The organism is Methylophaga sp., from assembly GCF_048266885.1.
GTDB lineage: Bacteria > Pseudomonadota > Gammaproteobacteria > Nitrosococcales > Methylophagaceae > Methylophaga.
The window spans coordinates 1-19,203 of sequence record NZ_JBLWYR010000021.1 but is presented as its reverse complement, the minus strand read 5'-3'; the positions used below and the strand labels follow the sequence as shown (position 1 = coordinate 19,203).

The window sequence follows — 19,203 nt, the reverse complement described above, 5'->3', positions numbered from 1 at the left end:
CAACAAGCGTCTTTTCGACCACTAATTCAAGGCTTCCTTTAAAGGAGGCCTTTTTTTATGTAACGCGAAGGCTATAATCAGAACTAGTTCACAAAAATTACCTATTAGAGGGCAACACTTTATGTCAGTAATCAAAATGGCCGATTTGGATTTGGCAGGAAAACGCGTGCTAATACGCCAGGATTTGAATGTACCGCTCAAGTCTGGCGTGGTGGCAGATGGAACTCGCATCCTTGCCTCATTGCCGACCATCAAACTGGCAATAGAAAAAGGTGCAAAAGTGATGATCATGTCGCATCTGGGTCGGCCGACTGAAGGTGAGTATGAGCATAAGTACTCATTGGCACCGGTTGCTAATTTTCTTTCAGCCTTACTGGAAATTCCGGTTCGTCTGGAACAAAACTGGCTTGAACCCGAATTTATTCCGGTTGAAGCGGGCGAAGTCGTGCTCTGTGAAAACGTGCGTTTCAATATCGGCGAAAAAGCTAATGATGATGCGCTGGCAAAACGTATGGCCAAAATGTGTGATGTATTTGTAATGGATGCCTTTGGCACGGCGCATCGTGCACATGCTTCTACCCATGGTATTGCTAAATATGCCGGTATTGCCTGCGCAGGTCCTTTGCTGTCAGCTGAATTGGAAGCGCTATCAAAAGCACTGGATAATCCTGCCAGACCGATGGTCGCTATAGTAGGTGGTTCCAAAGTTTCCACCAAGCTTACCGTGTTAGAAACCTTGTCGAAAAAAGTGGATCAATTGATTGTAGGTGGTGGTATTGCCAACACCTTTATTGCCGCGGCTGGTCATAATGTCGGTAAGTCGCTTTATGAGCCTGATTTAATTGATACCTGTAAAAGATTATCTGCAGATGCTATTAGTCGCGGCGGCAGTATTCCGGTGCCGAAAGACGTAGTTTGCGGCAAATTTTTTGCTGAAAATGCCGAAGCAGAATTAAAACCTGTTGATCAGGTGACTGATGAGGATATGATTTTTGATATCGGTCCTAAATCCGCTGCAGAACTGGTTGAAATTATTAAAAACGCTGGTACGGTAGTATGGAATGGTCCGCTGGGTGTGTTTGAATTTAGTCAGTTCAGCGAAGGTACCAAAGAAATAGCGATGGCGATCGCTGAATCCAAGGCTTTTTCTATCGCTGGTGGTGGAGACACATTAGCCGCAGTGTCGAAATACAAAGTTTGTGATGACGTTTCTTATATTTCAACTGGTGGTGGTGCCTTCCTAGAATTCCTTGAAGGCAATAAATTACCTGCTGTGGAAATCCTTGAGCAACGTGCCCGTGAGTAATCAATGAGTAATTAATATGCCTGCGCGTCGAAGAACGAAAATTGTTGCCACCTTAGGTCCAGCGACAAAAGATCCCGCCGTTCTTGATGCGATGATATCGGCAGGTATGGATGTGGTGCGACTCAATTTTTCCCATGGATCTGCTCAATCACACATTGAAATGGCTGAAAGGGTTCGCAATAGGGCCAGAGCCTTTGGCCGCCAAGTCGGCGTGTTAGTCGATTTGCAAGGCCCTAAAATTCGCATTGCACGTTTTAAAAATGCGGGTGTGAAACTAGTTGAGAATGAGGTGTTTACTCTCAATGCCGGTTTAGCGGATGACGAGGGGGATAATAATCAGGTCGGAATCGACTATAAAGCCCTCCCGCATGATGTAAAACGCGGTGACACCCTGTTATTAGATGATGGCCGGATTGTCTTGTGGGTTGATTCGGTTATTGATCAGCAGATCCATTGCCGTGTGACGGTTGGCGGGATGCTGACGGATAACAAAGGTATCAATCGGCAGGGGGGAGGGCTATCAGCATCAGCCCTGACGCCTAAAGATATGGCAGATATTCAAACTGCTGCCGATATGCAGGCAGACTACCTAGCCATCTCTTTCCCTCGCTGTGCTGATGATATTCATTTGGCGCGTCGGCTGCTGCGTGAAGCTGGAGGTTATGGCGGTATTATTGCCAAAATTGAACGCGCCGAAGCGTTGGATGATATTGATGCCATTATTGAGGCGTCGGAAGGGATTATGGTTGCCCGAGGCGATTTAGGTGTCGAAATGGGCGATGCCGCATTACCACCCATTCAAAAACAATTAATTGCCAAAGCCAGGCGCATGAACAAGTTGACGATTACCGCGACCCAAATGATGGAGTCGATGATCGTCAGCCCCATTCCCACTCGAGCAGAAGTATTTGATGTTGCCAATGCGGTATTAGATGGTACCGATGCCGTTATGTTGTCTGGCGAAACAGCTGTGGGGCAATTTCCGATCAAAGTCATCGAAGCGATGGACCGCATTTGTCTGCAGGCCGAACAGCAACGTGAAATACGCGTTTCCCGCCATCGGATTGATTCAAAATTTGAACGAATTGATGAAGCCATTGCGATGGCGGCTATGTATACCGCGAACCATTTAGATGTTAAAGCTATTGCCGCGTTAACAGAATCCGGTTCATCAACCTTATGGATGTCACGAGTCAGCTCGGGTATTCCGATTTTTGCATTAACACCGCATGTTTCTACGCGGCGAAGAGTGACTCTGTATCGTGGTGTGTACCCTGTAAGTTTTGTCTTTGAACATGCCGATCATGCTGCATTAAATAAAGAAGCCATTGAAGAATTGCAACGTCGCGGGGTCGTTCATGAGGGTGATATAGTGATCATCACCAAAGGCGATCTAGAAGTACAGGGCAGCACCAATGCCATAAAAATTGTTCGCGTGGGAGAATTGGTAGAACCAAGAGCTCAAGCAAATCAAACTGAATAAACCGCTACAATCGGAGAACAGCAAATGGCATTAGTTTCAATGCGACAATTACTAGATTATGCAGCAGAGCACCAATTTGCCATACCTGCATTTAATGTCAGTAATATGGAACAGGTGCATGCCATCATGCAGGCCGCTGATGCCGTTGATAGCCCAGTTATTATGCAAGGAAGTGCTGGTGCTCGGGATTATGCCGGTGAACCGTTTTTGAGACATTTAATTTTGGCGGCAATAGAAGCTTATCCGCATATACCTTTAGTTATGCATCAAGATCACGGTGCTAATCCGGCTATCTGCGCCCGTTCAATTCAATCCGGCTTCAGCTCAGTCATGATGGATGGTTCATTACGTGAAGATATGAAAACCCCCTCTGATTTTGACTACAACGTGAACGTTACTCGGAAAGTCAGTGAAATGGCGCATGCCTGTGGTGTTTCAGTCGAAGGTGAGCTGGGTTGTCTAGGCTCGTTGGAAACCGGCATGATGGGCGAAGAAGACGGCCATGGTGCGGAAGGTAAATTAGATCATAGTCAATTGCTAACTGATCCTGATGAAGCAGTTGAGTTTGTCAAACTCACACAAGTAGATGCCCTAGCCGTTGCCATTGGTACAAGTCATGGTGCCTATAAATTTACCCAGCCACCCACCGGCGATGTGCTTGCGATTAGCCATTTGAAAACCTTGCAACAACGGCTACCTACTACCCATTTTGTGATGCATGGTTCAAGCTCTGTGCCGCAAGACTGGCTGGAAATCATTAATACCCATGGCGGAAATATTGGTCAAACCTATGGTGTGCCAGTCGAAGAAATTGTCGAAGGCATTAAATATGGTGTGCGTAAGGTAAACATTGATACAGATTTACGCATGGCATCAACCGGTTCTATACGTCAATTTTTAACGGATGAAAAAAATGCGGCAGTATTTGACCCGCGTAAGTTCTACAAAGAGGCCACCAAAGCGATGCAGGCAATTTGTCAGTCACGTTATGAGGCATTTGGCAGCGCTGGACATGCTAGTAAAATCAAACCTATTTCACTACAAGATATGGTCGAGCGCTATCGCAGTGGAGAGCTCACTCCTAGGTTAAATTAACGTTGATTTATTAGGAGCGGTCTTACATAGCCAACAACGTGCTATGCAATAAACATGTCTCATAACATTCGCTGCCAGTCTTTGCCATGATTCAGGTAAAATAACTCACTTGCTAATCACAGGGCTTATCCCGTGTTACAACTTTTTGCTATCGCTGTTGGTGGCGCTGTTGGCGCCTTATTGCGTTTTGCTATGTCTAACGGCGTTTATAAACTATTCGGTCGTGATTTTCCCTATGGCACGTTAGCGGTTAACGTTTTGGGCTCTTTGCTTATCGGCGTGTTGTTTATCCTGTTGATTGAAAAACTGGCTGTGGCTGCTGAATGGCGTGCAGGGTTATTAGTCGGAGTACTTGGCGCGTTTACCACGTTTTCAACATTTTCCCTGGAAACCTTTACCTTGATGGAAAATGGCGCCTTTCTTAAAGCGGGATTAAATGTGTTTTTAAGCGTTGTATTATGCTTAGCCGCCACATGGTTAGGCATCGGTCTTGGAAGACAACTATGAATCTGACATTGGTAAGAGTTTATTTATCTGATGGACGTCATGAGGTTCGGCAAGTGATCAAATGGCTAGAGCTGAATAAGACTCGCTTTACGGTGTTTCGAGGGATTGCTGGCTTAGGTTCAGATGGCTTAGTTCACAAAGCATCGTTATTAGATCTTTCATCAGATCTTCCAATGGTTATCGAGTTTTTTGATAAACCAGAACAAATAAACGATATCATCAATACAATAAAAACTATGGTGGAAGCTGATCATATTGTCAGCTGGCCAGTGCAAAGCGGAATTTAACATGTTAGACCTCAAATTATTACGTACCGAACCTCAGGAAGTTGCCAAAGGTTTGGCTCGGCGTGGCTTCCAACTTGATGTTGGTTTGCTGGAAACATTAGAAGCAGAACGTCGTCAGGCGCAGCTGGATGCACAAACATTACAAACCGAGCGCAATGCTCGTTCCAAAATGATTGGTAAAGCCAAAGCGTCAGGTGAAGATATAGCGCCACTGCTGGCTGAAATTGATGATTTAGGCGATCAACATAAAGCTGCTGAAGTAAGACTGGCTAAAGTGTTGGAGCAACTTAATGATGTTGCCATGGGTATTCCAAATATTCCGCAGGACGATGTGCCAGCCGGTAAAGATGAACACGACAATGTCGAAGTCTCACGTTGGGGCGCACCACGCCAGTTCGATTTTGAACCAAAAGATCATGTGGATTTGGGCGCTGGTTTGCAGCAAATGGATTTTGAAACGGCTGCAAAAATCACAGGTGCGCGCTTTGTGACCTTAACCGGTCAGTTGGCACGATTGCAGCGGGCATTGATTCAGCTGATGTTGGATACGCATATCACCGATCATGGTTATACCGAGACCTATGTGCCCTATTTGGTCAACGCCGATTCGTTACGTGGAACCGGACAGCTGCCGAAATTTGCAGAAGATTTGTTTGCTGTTGATGATGGGCAGCTGTATTTGATCCCAACCGCTGAAGTTCCGGTCACTAATATTGTACGTGACAGTATTGTCGATGCTGCACAGTTGCCCTTAAAGTTTGTCGCACATACACCATGTTTTCGTAGCGAAGCCGGGTCACATGGACGGGATGTCCGTGGTTTGATTCGTCAGCATCAATTTGAAAAAGTCGAACTGGTTCAAATCGTTGCGCCGGAAGCATCGGTTGAAGCACATGAGCAACTGACCCAGCAAGCTGAAAAAATCCTGCAAATGCTGGATTTACCTTATCGTAAGATGCTGCTTTGCACCGGCGATATGGGATTTGCATCAAGCAAAACCTATGATTTGGAAGTGTGGTTACCTAGCCAGAATACCTATCGTGAAATATCTTCATGTAGCAACTTCGGTGATTTCCAGGCGCGTCGTATGCAGGCACGATGGCGTAATCCTGAAACCGGCAAGCCGGAGCTGGTTCATACATTAAACGGTTCTGGACTAGCAGTTGGTAGAACCTTATTGGCTATTCTGGAAAACCATCAACAAGCTGATGGCAGCGTGATTATTCCTGAGCCACTTCGTGCCTATATGGGCGGTGTGGATAAAATTCATGGGTGATGAGTTTAGTCTGATCCAGAAGATCATTATCTGGACGCTACCAGTATTGTTTGCCATTACCGTGCATGAAGTTGCTCACGGTTGGGCCGCATTAAAACTGGGCGATAAAACTGCTCAGATGATGGGCCGTCTGACATTAAATCCAATCAAACATATCGATCCTTTGGGCACGATTCTTGTGCCAGGCTTATTGCTAATGTTTACCGGATTTATGTTTGGCTGGGCTAAACCGGTCCCGGTTACTTTCCAGAATCTGCGCAATCCAAAAAAAGATATGGCCTGGGTTGCTTTGGCAGGTCCAGCTGCCAATTTAGTGATGGGCTTTTTCTGGGCAATGGTAGCCAAGATTGGTCTATTGTTGGCAGTGAATGATGTGCTTATTTCTGGACCGATGATTTATATGGGCGTGGCCGGTGTATTGGTCAACGGCATGTTGATGTTATTAAATCTCCTGCCATTACCACCACTTGATGGTGGCAGGGTGCTGGTCAGTATTTTGCCGCCACATTTAGCTTGGCGAGTTGAAAAAATAGAGCCTTACGGCTTTTTTATCTTGCTGGCATTACTCTATTTTGGCATCGTTATGATGATTTTATGGCCTTTGATGCAGGCGTACATGGGATTGCTGGCATTCATTTTTGATATGCCCATGCAAGTATTTTTTATTTTGTAAAACACTGAATTGAGCAAGCTCATCAGGAGATTATTTTGGACACGGTAGCGTATCAGTCTCGTCGTATTGTTTCAGGCATGCGCCCTACAGGGCAATTGCATTTGGGGCATTATCATGGCGTTCTGAAAAATTGGATTAAATTACAACACGAATTTGATTGCTTCTTTTTCGTCGCCGACTGGCATGCCTTGACCACACACTATGAAGATAGTCGGGTGATTGAAGACAGTGTCTGGGAAATGGTTATTGATTGGCTGGCAGCAGGGATTGAACCGTCATCTGCTTCGTTGTTTCTGCAATCTCGTGTGCCGGAACATGCCGAGCTGCATTTATTGTTGTCGATGATCACACCGCTATCCTGGCTAGAACGCGTGCCAACCTATAAAGATCAGCAGGAAAAACTGAAAGAGAAAGATTTATCGACCTATGGCTTTTTAGGTTATCCACTGCTGCAAAGTGCAGATATTTTAATTTATCGGGCTGGACAAGTTCCGGTCGGTGAAGATCAGGTAGTGCATGTTGAGTTAACTCGTGAAATTGCCCGTCGGTTTAATCACATTTATGGGCGCGAAAAAGACTTTGAAGAAAAAGCCGAAGCTGCTGTAAAGAAAATGGGTAAGAAAAACGCCAAACTGTATAACCATTTACGAAAAGCCTATCAGGAACAAGGTGATGCAGAAGCTTTACAGACGGCTCGTGAATTATTAAAAAATCAGCAAAGTCTGGCGCTTGGCGATATGGAGCGTTTGTTTGGCTTTTTGGAAGGTGGCGGTAAAGTGATACTTCCCGAACCTAAAGCGCTGCTGACACCAGCGTCTAAAATGCCTGGGCTGGATGGACAGAAAATGTCTAAATCCTATGGCAATACGATCTCATTACGCGAGTCTGATCAGTCGGTAGCCGAAAAAATAAAACGCATGCCAACCGATCCCAATCGGGTTCGCCGCACCGATCCGGGTGAACCTGAGAAATGCCCAGTATGGCAATTACATGAAGTGTACTCTGCTGGAGACCAGAAACAATGGGTTCAAGAAGGTTGCCGCACAGCGGGCATCGGCTGCCTTGATTGTAAAGGTCCGCTTATTGATTCGATAATTGCCGAACTTAAACCCATCCGCATGCGTGCGGAAGATTTCAGCCGACATCCTGAAGATGTACGACGTATTATTGATGATGGCAGTGCTGCAGCAAGAGAAGTGGCTCAAGAAACATTGAGCGAAGTGCGTTCCGCAATGGGTCTGGCTTATAAATAACCCAAGGAATAATAATTATGTCTGAAAGAATACAAAAAGTACTGGCTCGTGCCGGTTACGGTTCACGTCGATTAATTGAGAGTTGGATCAAAGAGGGCAAACTTCAAGTAAATGGTGTATCTGCTACTTTGGGCGACCAAATTACGGAAAAGGATAGAGTCACCCTTGAAGGGCGGCCTTTATCGTCTAAGCGTATCTGGCAGCAAGCGATGCCCCAAGTATTGCTGTATCACAAACCAGTCGGTGAAGTATGTACCCGTAATGACCCTGAAGGTCGCAGAACCATTTTTCAATCTTTACCGGTACCAGAAGAAGGTCGCTGGGTGAGTGTGGGTCGCTTGGATTTAAATACGAGTGGTTTGATTATCCTGACTACCGATGGCGAACTAGCTAATCAGTTAATGCATCCATCCAATGAAATGGACCGTGAGTACGCCGTGCGTGTACTAGGTGAAGTCACTTCGGAAATGATGCAAACGCTACGTGATGGTGTCGAACTAGAAGATGGTAAAGCCCATTTTTCTGATATTCAGCCAGGCGGCGGCGAAGGAGCCAATACGTGGTTTCATGTGGTGATTCAAGAAGGTCGCAACCGGGAAGTAAGACGCTTATGGGAAAGTCAGGGCGTACAGGTGAGTCGTTTAGTTCGTTTGCGTTATGGGCCAGTGATTATGCCAAATAAACTCAAACCTGGTCGATGGATGATGCTAGAAGGCAAAGATCTGGAATATTTGTATGAAGAGGCTGGATTAAAAACCAAAGCTGCTAAACGCGGAGCGCCTGCTGAAAAAATTCCGGCTAAAAAGGAAGTGCCAGTCGAAAACGAAAAAGCGGCAAAATCATCAAAGTGGCCAGATAAATCAGCTAAAGCGGCAACAAAGCCTGCATCAAGATCAGCTAAACGCGAAACCCCACAAACCAAGAAAGGCCCACGTATTCGTGGCCGAAGCGAACGTTAAACAGCTACGCGAGATGTGACTACTTGATTACGACCGGCAAATTTTGCCTGATATAAAGCTTCATCAGCTTTGAGAAATAGACTATCTGCTGATTCGCCTACACACAATTCAGCCAGTCCAATGCTGATGGTGATAGGGAATTGTTGATCGCTATGACTCTGATTTAATTCATAAATAGCCAATCGAAGTCGTTCTGCTGCCAGTAGAGCGGCTTCATGATGACTATGACTGAGCACAATAGCGAATTCTTCACCACCAATACGGAACAATGCATCACTACGTCTTAAGCTCGACATTAATGTATCGGCGACACGGCGTAAGGTTTCGTCACCAACCTGATGACCAAAACTATCATTAATGTTTTTAAAGTAATCGATATCTAAAACCAATAAGGAAAGTGGCAGCCTTAAACGATGAGCAAGGTCAATTTCACGCTCAATGGTGTTTTTATAAGCTTGTCTGTTGGGCAGTTGCGTTAATGTATCGGTTAAAGCGGCATCCAACGCACGAGCATAATGCAGACTGTTCCTTAATGGGTAAACCAGTTTGCACAATAAGTCTTCTACTAAAAGAATTTCTGTGTCAGAAAAACGATAAGCACGGCTTAGCGTTAATTGGCCAAGATATTCATGATCAATTTCTAGTTGATAGTTACATTTATGGTGGCGTTTAGCACCCAACCTGAATTCAAACTTATTATCGGGGTGAGTGAATTGCAAACCACCGTGAGCGAGTAATGGTTTGATTTGCTCGTCAAATAGTCTCAGTAATTGTCTAGTGTCCAGTGAGGTCTGCAAAACTAGCGGTAATTTTGCTAGTGCATCATCTCGTTCAACGGAAACAGGGCCAGCTTTTACAACGGAAACAGTATTTTGTTCAAGCCGTCGCAAGTTTGTGGTATCAGATGGCAGTGAATGAATCATGTGCACACTCGTAAATAAGATAATGTACAAAAACCATGCTAAATATATGCCATGGTTAAAATTATCAATAAATACAGTGTGTTATATTTTATGCCAAAACTTTGACGGGGAGTTCCATCTGTGCGGACAAACACTGGCCATGTAGATGACCACTTTGTTCACTGGCGAGATATAGGTAGGCTGGTATCACCGCGCTAGGTTCAGGCAGATGCTGAGGGTCAGATGCAGGATAAACTCGAGCGTGTAATTTGGTTTTTACTTGACCTGGATCGATACAATTTACGCGTACTTTTGCTGCCGCTTGCATTTCCAGTGATAGCTGGTGGCAGAAGCATTCTAAAGCCGCTTTGCTTAAACCATATGCACCCCGATAGGCTTTATCATGCTGACTATCAGTGGTGAAAATAAGAAAGCTTTGCTGATCGCTAGATTGTAATAACGGAAGACATGCGTGCGTCAATAAATAAGCCGCGGTCAGGTTAACTTGGAGCGTTTCTGCCCACTGTTTAATGTCCTGATTAGCAATTGGAGCCAACTGTCCAACATCCGCCGCGCAATGCACTAATCCATCGAGATGGCCAAAGGTATCTTTGATTGTTTGAGCGAGCTGTTGATAATCCCCAGCATTCGCTCCTTTGAAATCCACGGGAAATATTGCAGGTTCAATGCCGCTTTCCTGCAGAATCACATCGTACAACTTTTCTAATTGAGCAATATTCTTGTCAAGCAGAATGATCGTTGCACCATGTCGAGCATACGCAAGGGCAACTTCGCTACCGATACCACCTACGGCACCGGTAACGAGGACAACCTTACCACTGAGAATGGATTGCTCAGCTTGGGATAACATAACTGATTTTATTCAGATTTAGGAACAACGCGTCCGTAGGTGACTTTACCATCTAATAATTGTGCGATGATTAAAGCATCATCATTATGCCACTCAATCGTTTCCATATTCATTTGATCTAAAGTTCTTTCCTGAGCAATATCCGGTTCACCGTAAGCTGAGATAAGTTCATCTCTGGTCATTCCAGCTTGGATACCGTTTTCGCTAACTTCAGTAGTTGCTTCTGTTGCTTCGGGTGCAGTTTCAACTGCGGCTGGAGCTGATGTCTCTGTTTCACTGCTATCAGTGACAGCGGTATCGCTCTCATCACTGCAGGCGATCAGGGCCAGACTCAAAAAAAGACCGGTAAAAATTAAACGCATACGATTTAACATGACATCCCCTCTTTAGGTTTAAAAAACTAATTGGCGAGTATAACAAGCAATCGCCAGGATATCGACATGTCTAGGGTAAATTTCCCGTTAAGGCCATTTCAGCAGCACGATATCCATTCATAATGGCGCTTTCTAATGTAGCAGGATAAGGATTTTCAGCATAATCACCAGCGATCCAAAGTCCATTAATGGCTGTTTTGCAGCTTGGTCTTTGGCTGTTTTCAACCACTCCACAGCAGAATGTCGCTCTTTTTTCACGTATCACGTGGACAGCGAGATAATCTTCAGGTAACTCGGGCAAAAGACCTGTTAATGCTGAAACAACCTGATCAGCCAGTTGCTGTTTTGTCAGTAATTCATGTTCTCCAGGACCACTGATGACCACGGCAATTAATCCTGGAGATTGATCTGACCGATCAAATACCCATTGAGGCAAGGAATTGCTCAGACCGATAATAGGGGAATTAAGCTGAAATTGTGATGAATACTGCAGATACACCGTTGTTATCGGATATTCAGTTACTTTTGAAAGCTTAAGTTGCTCACCCAACAGTTTATGAAGAATACTGGGGGAAACCGCAACAATAATCTTATCGGCAGCTATATATTCATCATTACTCGTTATTACACCAGTTACCTTTCCGGAAGTTATAACAATTTTTTCAATACGGCTTTGTAATCTGACTTCACCGCCGTGATTAGCTATGAAATGTCTTGCAGGTTCAGGTAACACATCGTCAAGCGTCTTTTTTGGAATCAGCAAATCCGCCGACCGCCTGTTAGCGGCAAGACTATCCCTAAGGGTTGCAGCGAAAACCCTTGCCGATGCCTGTTCTATAGGCGTGTTTAAAATCGCCAGACATAATGGAACCCATAATTGGGTGACAAGTCTTGGGGATTGGCCAGTTTGTCGGCACCACTGCTCCACAGTAATATTTTTGGTAAAAGATGGAGATTTTAGCTGCCGGGCAATTCGTAAAAAACGCCATAATTCCTGCCAACCGATGCTTGAATAAAGCTTTGGTAAGATGGCAATTTGCCAAGGTAATAAGGGATGTGCAGATAAATGTAAGGGTGGGAACTGTGGATCAAGAATAAGTAGATCTAATGCTTTTCGCTGAAAAACGCTGTTTTCATCAATACCAATTCGATGAAGAAGGTCCAACATGTTTTGGTAAGCACCAATCATTAGATGCTGACCATTATCAATCTCGACGTCTTGCCATGTCACTGTGCGAGCCCGTCCGCCAAGTTGTTTAGCAGCTTCAAACAGGATGGGTTTTTGTCCTGCTTCGGCTAAACGAACAGTCGCGGCAAGTCCGCTCCAACCACCACCTATAATAATAGGTTGCATACTACTTATGGCTTTTGGCGAGCTTTTTTTCACGTCGGTAAGTGCACCAGGCCAGCCATAATTTACGAATAGGAGTAAGAGAGACTCGTTGTTTCATTACTTGGAAATTATCAGCAGCGATTTCCTGCAAAGTAGTGCGATAGATTTCAGCCATAATCAGCGCGGTACATTGATGATAGCGATCTTGCTGGGGTAGTAGTTGCATCGCCTCCTGATAAAACTGCTCAGCACGTTGGGTTTGGAATTGTATTAATGCGGTCAATTCATCAGTTTGCTGTAAAGCCAGGATACTTTGTTCACTGACCCCAAACTGTTGCATTTCGTCCAAAGGCAGATAAATACGGCCACGTTCAGCATCTTCACGCACATCGCGAATGATATTTGTCAGCTGAAAAGCGAGGCCCAGTTTTTCGGCAAATTTTAAGGTTTGACGATCTGAAAAGCCAAAGATCTGTGCTGAAAGCAAGCCAACAACACTGGCAACACGATGACAATATAAGGCCAGATTTTTATAAGCTTGATAGCGATGTTGGGTTAAATCCATTTCCATGCCATCAATGATCTCGTGAAAATATTCTTCATGCAGATCAAAATCTTGCAAGGTATCAGCTAACGCTTTGCCAACAGGATGTGTGGCTTGTCCGAGAAAGGTATTTGAGACTTCTTGACGCCACCAAGCGAGAGTTTGTGCAGCGACTAAAGGATCGCTTATCTCATCTACCGCATCATCAACCTCACGGCAAAAAGCATATAGGGCCATGATGGCATCACGCTTTTTGGCCGGTAAAAAAAGAAAACTATAATAAAAGCTAGAACCGCTTTTTGCCGCTTTATCCCGGCAATACTGCTGAGGTGTCATTTTAACAAACGCTCAACAATTTTACCGTTCACTAAATGGGTGTCGATGATCTCATCTATATCAGCCTTATCATGATATTGGTACCAGACACCTTCGGGATAAATCACCATGATCGGGCCCAATTTACAGCGATTCAGGCAGCCGGAGTTATTGACGCGGACTTTTTTTAGTTTGAGATCTTTGACTCGCTGCTTGGCATAATCACGCAATGACTGCGCACCATGTTCTTCGCAATAATCAGTGCCATCATCACGTTGATGAGTGCAAATGAACATATGATATTTATATATTTCAGCCATCGTTCTTAGCCTAACCAAGCCGTGTTAAATGTACAAAACAAATTAATAATCATTAAGTTACAACTAAAACTGACGCGAAACAGCAAAATCAGCAAGCCCGATCAAAGCTGCTTTGTATTCTGAATCTGTAACTATGTCGAGATTGGCCTTAGCTTGTTCGGCTTCTTTACGCGCGGCAGCAGCGGTGTAATCAATTGCGCCGGTAATTTGAATGATTTCAATTATGTCATCGATTTTATCGCGTTGGCCTTGTTCAATCGCCTCACGAATAACTGCTGACTGCTCAGCATTGCCATTTTGCATTGCATAAATCAGCGGTAATGTCGGTTTGCCTTCAGCCAAATCATCGCCAATATTTTTACCGATGGTCTCACTGGATGCACTGTAATCGAGTAAGTCATCAACCAGCTGAAAAGCACTGCCAAGATGCATTGCGTATTGAGCTAACGCCAATTCAACTTCGTCTGATGCATTACTAATTAATGCGCCTAACTGACCCGCGGCTTCAAACAATTTGGCTGTTTTGTGGTGGATCACTTGCAGATAACGTTCTTCCGTGGTGTCGGCATCATGCACGTTTAATAGCTGTAAAACTTCACCTTCAGCGATGACATTAGTAGTGTGGGAAAGAATTTTCATCAATCGCATCGAATCCAGTTCCACCATCAATTCAAAGGCGCGGGTATAGAGAAAATCACCAACCAACACACTGGCTTCATTTCCCCATACACTGTTGGCTGTTTCCTGGCCGCGGCGCATAGTTGAATTGTCGACCACATCATCATGCAGCAAAGTCGCGGTGTGAATGAATTCGATAATGGTGGCAAGATTAATGTGCGCAGATGCCTGATGATTACAGGCTCGTGCACTTAATAGAGCAATAGCCGGGCGCAAGCGTTTTCCGCCACTATTAATGATGTAATGTCCGAGCTGATTAATAAGTACAACATCAGATTGCAGCCGATGTTGTATCATTGCGTCTACTGCTTCCATATCCTGTTGGATAAGTGCGTAAATGGATTGTATATCCACGGGGCGTTTGTCTGCCTGTCTAGATTAATTAAACGCGTACTTTCTCATGGGTAACAGCGATTCGCAAATAATTCAATTTGCATTTGATCTGTATGTAGAAAGCGGTTAAAATTCCCGGTCTTTTGTTGGGTTACCCACAATAACATTTATTTTTTTGGAGAAAGCGATGTACGCTATTGTCGCGACTGGTGGTAAGCAGTACCGAGTTAAAGAGGGCGAAAAGCTCCGCGTTGAAAAATTGCCAGGTGAAGTGGGTGATACCATTGAACTAGGTGAAGTTTTATTGATCGGTGAAGGCGAAGACATTAAAGTTGGCGCACCCTTCTTAGACGGCGCAAAAGTCACAGCAACTGTGGCCTCAGTTGGTCGTGCGGACAAAGTGAAAATCATCAAATTCCGTCGCCGTAAGCACCATCGGAAACAGATGGGACATCGCCAATCTTATACAGAAATCGAAATCACTGGCATCACTGCCTAAGATTTAAATATTTAAAGAGGATATAACATGGCTCATAAGAAAGCTGGTGGTAGTACCCGCAACGGTCGTGACTCCGAGTCGAAACGCCTTGGTGTTAAACGTTTTGGCGGTGAAGCAGTATTAGGCGGCAACATTCTGGTTCGTCAACGCGGCACTCGTTACCATGCAGGTCGTAACGTTGGTATCGGTAGAGACCACACATTGTTTGCGACGGCCAATGGTAAAGTTTTATTCGAAACCAAAGGTGCGAACAATCGCATGTTTGTCAGCGTTATCGCTGAATAAAGAATTTGTTAGCCCGTTGGGGCAAACAGCTGAAAGCCCCGCTGATGCGGGGTTTTTTGTTTGTGGCAATTATTAAAAAATTATCTGGTCGGCAGTATGAAATTTGTTGATGAAGCGAAAATAAAAATCAGCGCGGGTGCCGGCGGTAATGGTTGCCTGAGCTTTCGTCGTGAAAAATATATCCCCTTCGGTGGTCCGGATGGCGGTGATGGTGGCGACGGGGGCGATGTGTATTTGCTCGCAGATACACAAGTAAATACCCTGATTGATTTCCGCTATAAACGTAACTTCAAAGCACAACGTGGCGAACATGGTCGCGGCAAACTTTGTAGCGGTGCCCGTGGCGAAGATTTAATTATTAAAGTTCCTGTAGGCACCGAAGCCTGGGATGAAGACACCGATGAATTGATTGGTGATCTCGCCAAACACGGTGACAAATTGATGGTGGCCAAAGGTGGTTGGCATGGTTTAGGTAATGCTCGTTATAAATCCAGTATTAATCGTGCACCTCGCCAAACCTCAGATGGAACCCCAGGCGAAGAGCGTACATTACGCCTTGAAATGAAATTATTGGCCGATGTTGGGTTGCTAGGTTTACCGAACGCCGGAAAATCGACCTTTATCAGCCAAGTTTCCGCCGCGCAGCCCAAAGTAGCCGATTATCCTTTTACGACGTTGCATCCTAATCTTGGCGTCGTCACGCTTAAAGATGTACGAAGCTTTGTTATTGCCGATATTCCTGGGCTGGTTGAAGGCGCGGCAGAAGGTGCCGGTTTAGGTATTCAGTTCCTCAAACATTTAACGCGCACTCGACTATTGTTGCATCTGGTGGATATGGCACCGGTAGACGTAAAACAGGATCCGGTTGAAAGCGTTAATATTATTAACCGCGAATTACTCCATTACAGTGAAGCGCTGGGTAAACAACCGCAATGGTTGATTCTAAACAAAATGGATTTGGTCCCGGATGATATCCGTGACGAACTCACACAAGAAGTGTTGACCCGGCTTAATTGGCAAGGTCCCGTCTACAAAATCAGTGGTCAGACTGGTGAAGGTTGCGCGAAGTTGTGTGAAGATATCATGCAATATCTTGATGATTTACGTCAGAGTGAGCAGCCTCCCGCTAACCCCTTTGAGGAATAACTGTGGAACATCCGCATCAGCAACTTTTATCAACCAAGCGTTGGGTGATCAAAATTGGTAGTGCTTTATTAACCAAGCCGGGAGAAGGTTTGGATGTGGATCGTATTCGCTGGTTAAGTGGTGAAATTGCCGAGCTGAGGAGTCAGGGTAAAGAAATCGTTCTGGTCACCTCCGGCTCGGTCGCCGCTGGAATGCAAAGACTGGGTTGGCGTCGCCGTCCCCATGCTTTGCATCAGTTACAAGCCGCCGCCAGTGTCGGTCAGATGGGGCTTATCCATGCTTATGCCACTGCGTGTGAGCAACATGGCATTCATACCGCCCAAATTCTACTGACCCATTCTGACTTGGCTGATCGTGGCCGTCATTTGAACGCGCGCAGTGCATTACATACTTTGCTCGAGATGGGCGTTCTACCGGTCGTTAATGAAAACGATACTATTGCCACTGATGAAATCCGTTTTGGTGATAATGACACGCTGGCGGCAATGACCGCCAATCTGGTTGAAGCGGATGTTTTGGTTATCTTGACCGATCAGGATGGATTGTTTGATAGCGATCCACGATTAAATCCAAATGCCAGAATGCTGGCAGCTTCTGCAGCAAATAATCCAAATCTGGATGGTATGGCCGGTGACAGTAAAGGTGAATTAGGTCGCGGTGGTATGGCTACTAAATTAGCGGCAGCCAGACGTGCGGCACGGTCCGGAGCGACTACGGTTATTTTATCGGGTAAACATCCATTGAATTTACGTCATCTGGCGGCGGGTCAGGGCGTGGGCACATTATTATGGCCAGATATCAAACCGATCAAAGCGCGTCAGCAGTGGCTTGCCGGACATTTGATACCCAAAGGTATATTAACGCTTGATGATGGCGCCGTGGCTGTAATCAAACAGCATGGTCGAAGTATTTTGCCAGTGGGTGTGCGTCAGGTAGATGGTCAATTTACTCGCGGTGAATTAGTGTTATGTACCGACTTGCAGGGACGGGAAGTTGCTCGTGGTCTGGTAAATTACAGTGCTGATGAGGCAGTACGAATCATGGGGCAACCCAGTCAGGCGATTCAAAGCTTATTGGGGTATGTGGATGAACCGGAATTAATTCATCGAGATAATCTGGTCGTCACGGGATAAATGGCAGACATAAAAAAACCGGCGAGAGCCGGTTTTTTTTAGCTGATTCTATAGAACAGTCAATTACATTGCGCGGACAGCGTTATTTAAACGACTTTTGCCACGAGCAGCTGTATTTTTATGGATAATGCCTTTACGGGCCATACGATCCAGAACTGGTACAGCAGCTTTAAATGCAGCTACGGCTTGTTCTTTATCACCAGCAATAATTGCTTTTCTAATTGCTTTTACTTTTGTACGCATCGCAGAACGCTGACTAGCGTTTAACTGACGGCTAACTTCTGCCTGACGGGCGCGTTTTTTTGCTTGTGCTGAGTTTGCCAAAGTGTTTCTCCTATGAATCAGCTATTTGTATATGAACCGGGCATTATCCTGATTTTGCTTCCATTTGTAAATGGTATGATGCTTTCTTTTTTCAAGCACGAGTGAATGATGCGAATTATAACAGCGAATTTGAACGGGATCCGAGCCGCTGCGCGAAAAGGATTTTTTGACTGGTTAAAAAAACAAGATGCCAATGTAGTATGTATTCAGGAGACTAAAGCGCAAATCCATCAGCTGGAGGACAAGATCTTCTCCCCTGAAGGTTACCACTGTTATTACCATGACGCGGTCAAAAAGGGTTACAGCGGTGTGGCGATATACAGTCGACAAAAGCCCGATGAAGTCATTACGGGCATGGGCAATGCCGAGTTTGATATTGAAGGTCGTTATATTGAAGCCAGATTTGGCAAGCTGAGCGTGATCTCACTTTATCTGCCATCCGGTACTTCTGGTGATGAGCGGCAACAGGTCAAATATCGCTGTATGGCTTATTTTGAAACCAAGATGCAGGAAATGAAAGATTTAGGCCGTGATTTAATCATTTGCGGTGACTGGAATATCGCCCATAAAAACGAAGATATCCGTAACTGGAAAGGCAATCAGAAAAACTCCGGCTTTTTACCTGAAGAACGCGCCTGGCTAGACAAGCTGTTTTATGAGATGAATTTTGTTGATGCCTTCCGCGAACTGCCGCAGGCTGAACATGAGTACACCTGGTGGTCCAACCGCGGACAGGCCTGGGCCAATAACACCGGGTGGCGTATTGATTATCAGATTCTGAGCCCGAGCTTGAAAGGCAAAGTTAAAGCCACTGATATTTATCGTGATGAACGTTTCTCGGATCATGCGCCATTGACCGTCGATTATGATTATTCGATTTCAAAATAATATATGAACTTTAGCGACGTGATTGCCTCTGAATAGCACATCTATCCAGAGGCAACATTCATGTTTTCATTTTTAAAATCAGATCCGGTCAAAAAACTAAAAAAGCAACTTGCTGAAAAACAAGAACAAGCCATGTTCGCGCAGCGTAATGGTGATATGCGAAAGTTTGCTGTGCTTACTGAGGAGTCTCAGGAGTTGGCTGATAAAATTAAACAGCTTGAATCTTAATTGAGGGTAGGTTGGGTTGAGGTACGAAACCCAACAATCTGAATGATATTTTCGACCTTGTCGCTGCCGCTGGGCGTTCATTTATTTTGCTTGCCCAAAATAAACGAACCAAAGAAAAGGGCAGCCCATGCTCGCCCTGCGGGTTCCCTGCGCTTCTCGATCTGGTCGGGCATGACGGAAACTCGCTGCGC

General features: G+C 45.1%; 23 protein-coding genes. 15 read left to right on the top strand and 8 right to left on the bottom strand.

The annotated features are described in order from the left end of the window. Nucleotides 1-121: 121 nt before the first annotated feature. The 9 genes from ACN0V2_RS10850 to rluB all read left to right on the top strand — a co-directional run bounded on the left by ACN0V2_RS10850 (nt 122) and on the right by rluB (nt 8,839). Nucleotides 122-1,306: a phosphoglycerate kinase gene (locus ACN0V2_RS10850; protein ID WP_417550833.1), complete on the top strand. Its 1,185-nt coding sequence runs from the start codon at nt 122-124 to the stop codon at nt 1,304-1,306. A gap of 16 nt (nt 1,307-1,322) precedes the next feature. Further along, nucleotides 1,323-2,789, top strand: coding sequence for a pyruvate kinase (pyk, locus tag ACN0V2_RS10845; RefSeq protein ID WP_417550832.1), 1,467 nt, complete (start codon nt 1,323-1,325; stop codon nt 2,787-2,789). Between the two features lie 24 nt (nt 2,790-2,813). Beyond that, nucleotides 2,814-3,884 carry a class II fructose-bisphosphate aldolase gene (fba, locus tag ACN0V2_RS10840; protein ID WP_417550831.1) on the top strand — a complete coding sequence of 357 codons (1,071 nt, stop codon included), beginning with the start codon at nt 2,814-2,816 and terminating at the stop codon, nt 3,882-3,884. Nucleotides 3,885-4,016: 132 nt separating this feature from the next. Beyond that, nucleotides 4,017-4,391: a fluoride efflux transporter CrcB gene (crcB, locus tag ACN0V2_RS10835; protein ID WP_417550830.1), complete on the top strand. Its 375-nt coding sequence runs from the start codon at nt 4,017-4,019 to the stop codon at nt 4,389-4,391. Further along, entirely contained in the window at nt 4,388-4,678 is a 291-nt protein-coding gene (locus ACN0V2_RS10830; protein ID WP_417550829.1) for a DUF190 domain-containing protein, read from the top strand. Before crcB ends, ACN0V2_RS10830 begins: the two co-directional genes overlap by 4 nt. 1 nt (nt 4,679) lies before the next feature. Next, nucleotides 4,680-5,954 (top strand): serine--tRNA ligase, encoded by a 1,275-nt coding sequence (gene serS / locus ACN0V2_RS10825; protein ID WP_417550828.1) that lies wholly within the window; start codon nt 4,680-4,682, stop codon nt 5,952-5,954. Beyond that, the gene (locus tag ACN0V2_RS10820; RefSeq protein WP_417550827.1) at nt 5,947-6,627 is read left to right on the top strand and encodes a site-2 protease family protein; all 681 of its coding nucleotides are present in this window, start codon (nt 5,947-5,949) and stop codon (nt 6,625-6,627) included. The genes serS and ACN0V2_RS10820 overlap by 8 nt, the downstream gene beginning before the upstream one ends. Nucleotides 6,628-6,662: 35 nt before the next feature. Then, nucleotides 6,663-7,880, top strand: a complete 1,218-nt coding sequence (locus tag ACN0V2_RS10815; protein ID WP_417550826.1) for a tryptophan--tRNA ligase — start codon at nt 6,663-6,665, stop codon at nt 7,878-7,880. 17 nt (nt 7,881-7,897) lie between these two features. Continuing rightward, nucleotides 7,898-8,839 carry a 23S rRNA pseudouridine(2605) synthase RluB gene (gene rluB, locus ACN0V2_RS10810; RefSeq protein ID WP_417550825.1) on the top strand — a complete coding sequence of 314 codons (942 nt, stop codon included), beginning with the start codon at nt 7,898-7,900 and terminating at the stop codon, nt 8,837-8,839. On the opposite strand, the gene ACN0V2_RS10805 is transcribed toward rluB, so the two are convergent. The 7 genes from ACN0V2_RS10805 to ispB form a co-directional block, all read right to left on the bottom strand. Beyond that, nucleotides 8,836-9,762, bottom strand: coding sequence for a GGDEF domain-containing protein (locus ACN0V2_RS10805; RefSeq protein ID WP_417550824.1), 927 nt, complete (start codon nt 9,760-9,762; stop codon nt 8,836-8,838). The two genes, rluB and ACN0V2_RS10805, sit on opposite strands and share 4 nt — an antisense overlap. An 88-nt stretch (nt 9,763-9,850) precedes the next feature. Beyond that, nucleotides 9,851-10,612, bottom strand: a complete 762-nt coding sequence (locus tag ACN0V2_RS10800) for an SDR family NAD(P)-dependent oxidoreductase (protein WP_417550823.1) — start codon at nt 10,610-10,612, stop codon at nt 9,851-9,853. Nucleotides 10,613-10,620: 8 nt separating this feature from the next. Further along, nucleotides 10,621-10,986, bottom strand: a complete 366-nt coding sequence (locus ACN0V2_RS10795; protein WP_417550821.1) for a hypothetical protein — start codon at nt 10,984-10,986, stop codon at nt 10,621-10,623. Between the two features lie 70 nt (nt 10,987-11,056). Next, entirely contained in the window at nt 11,057-12,340 is a 1,284-nt protein-coding gene (hpnE, locus tag ACN0V2_RS10790) for a hydroxysqualene dehydroxylase HpnE (protein ID WP_417550820.1), read from the bottom strand. A 1-nt stretch (nt 12,341) separates the two neighbouring features. After that, nucleotides 12,342-13,199, bottom strand: a complete 858-nt coding sequence (gene hpnD, locus ACN0V2_RS10785) for a presqualene diphosphate synthase HpnD (RefSeq protein WP_417550819.1) — start codon at nt 13,197-13,199, stop codon at nt 12,342-12,344. Next, on the bottom strand, nt 13,196-13,498 hold the full coding sequence (locus ACN0V2_RS10780; protein WP_417550818.1) for a (2Fe-2S) ferredoxin domain-containing protein: 303 nt from the start codon (nt 13,496-13,498) through the stop codon (nt 13,196-13,198). Before ACN0V2_RS10780 ends, hpnD begins: the two co-directional genes overlap by 4 nt. Before the next feature lie 63 nt (nt 13,499-13,561). Next, nucleotides 13,562-14,530, bottom strand: coding sequence for an octaprenyl diphosphate synthase (gene ispB, locus ACN0V2_RS10775; protein WP_417550817.1), 969 nt, complete (start codon nt 14,528-14,530; stop codon nt 13,562-13,564). Between the two features lie 166 nt (nt 14,531-14,696). On the opposite strand from ispB, the gene rplU reads away from it, so the two are divergent. The 4 genes from rplU (at nt 14,697) to proB (ending at nt 17,572) form a co-directional block, all read left to right on the top strand. Continuing rightward, nucleotides 14,697-15,008 (top strand): 50S ribosomal protein L21, encoded by a 312-nt coding sequence (gene rplU, locus ACN0V2_RS10770; RefSeq protein ID WP_069295453.1) that lies wholly within the window; start codon nt 14,697-14,699, stop codon nt 15,006-15,008. A 27-nt stretch (nt 15,009-15,035) separates the two neighbouring features. After that, the gene (gene rpmA, locus ACN0V2_RS10765; protein ID WP_417550816.1) at nt 15,036-15,293 is read left to right on the top strand and encodes a 50S ribosomal protein L27; all 258 of its coding nucleotides are present in this window, start codon (nt 15,036-15,038) and stop codon (nt 15,291-15,293) included. Nucleotides 15,294-15,389: 96 nt separating this feature from the next. Continuing rightward, a complete protein-coding gene (gene cgtA, locus ACN0V2_RS10760) occupies nt 15,390-16,439 on the top strand; it encodes an Obg family GTPase CgtA (RefSeq protein WP_417550815.1) in 1,050 nt (349 codons plus the stop codon). A 2-nt stretch (nt 16,440-16,441) separates the two neighbouring features. Continuing rightward, the gene (proB, locus tag ACN0V2_RS10755) at nt 16,442-17,572 is read left to right on the top strand and encodes a glutamate 5-kinase (protein WP_417550814.1); all 1,131 of its coding nucleotides are present in this window, start codon (nt 16,442-16,444) and stop codon (nt 17,570-17,572) included. A gap of 63 nt (nt 17,573-17,635) precedes the next feature. Here the strand turns inward: proB and rpsT are convergent, their stop codons facing one another. Beyond that, on the bottom strand, nt 17,636-17,896 hold the full coding sequence (gene rpsT, locus ACN0V2_RS10750; RefSeq protein ID WP_136554862.1) for a 30S ribosomal protein S20: 261 nt from the start codon (nt 17,894-17,896) through the stop codon (nt 17,636-17,638). A gap of 108 nt (nt 17,897-18,004) precedes the next feature. Between rpsT and ACN0V2_RS10745 the strand changes: the two genes are divergently transcribed. Both ACN0V2_RS10745 and ACN0V2_RS10740 read left to right on the top strand, forming a co-directional pair. Then, the gene (locus ACN0V2_RS10745) at nt 18,005-18,784 is read left to right on the top strand and encodes an exodeoxyribonuclease III (RefSeq protein WP_417550867.1); all 780 of its coding nucleotides are present in this window, start codon (nt 18,005-18,007) and stop codon (nt 18,782-18,784) included. Nucleotides 18,785-18,844: 60 nt separating this feature from the next. Further along, complete coding sequence (locus ACN0V2_RS10740) at nt 18,845-19,012, top strand: DUF6435 family protein (RefSeq protein ID WP_417550813.1); 168 nt, start codon at nt 18,845-18,847, stop codon at nt 19,010-19,012. Nucleotides 19,013-19,203: the final 191 nt, after the last annotated feature.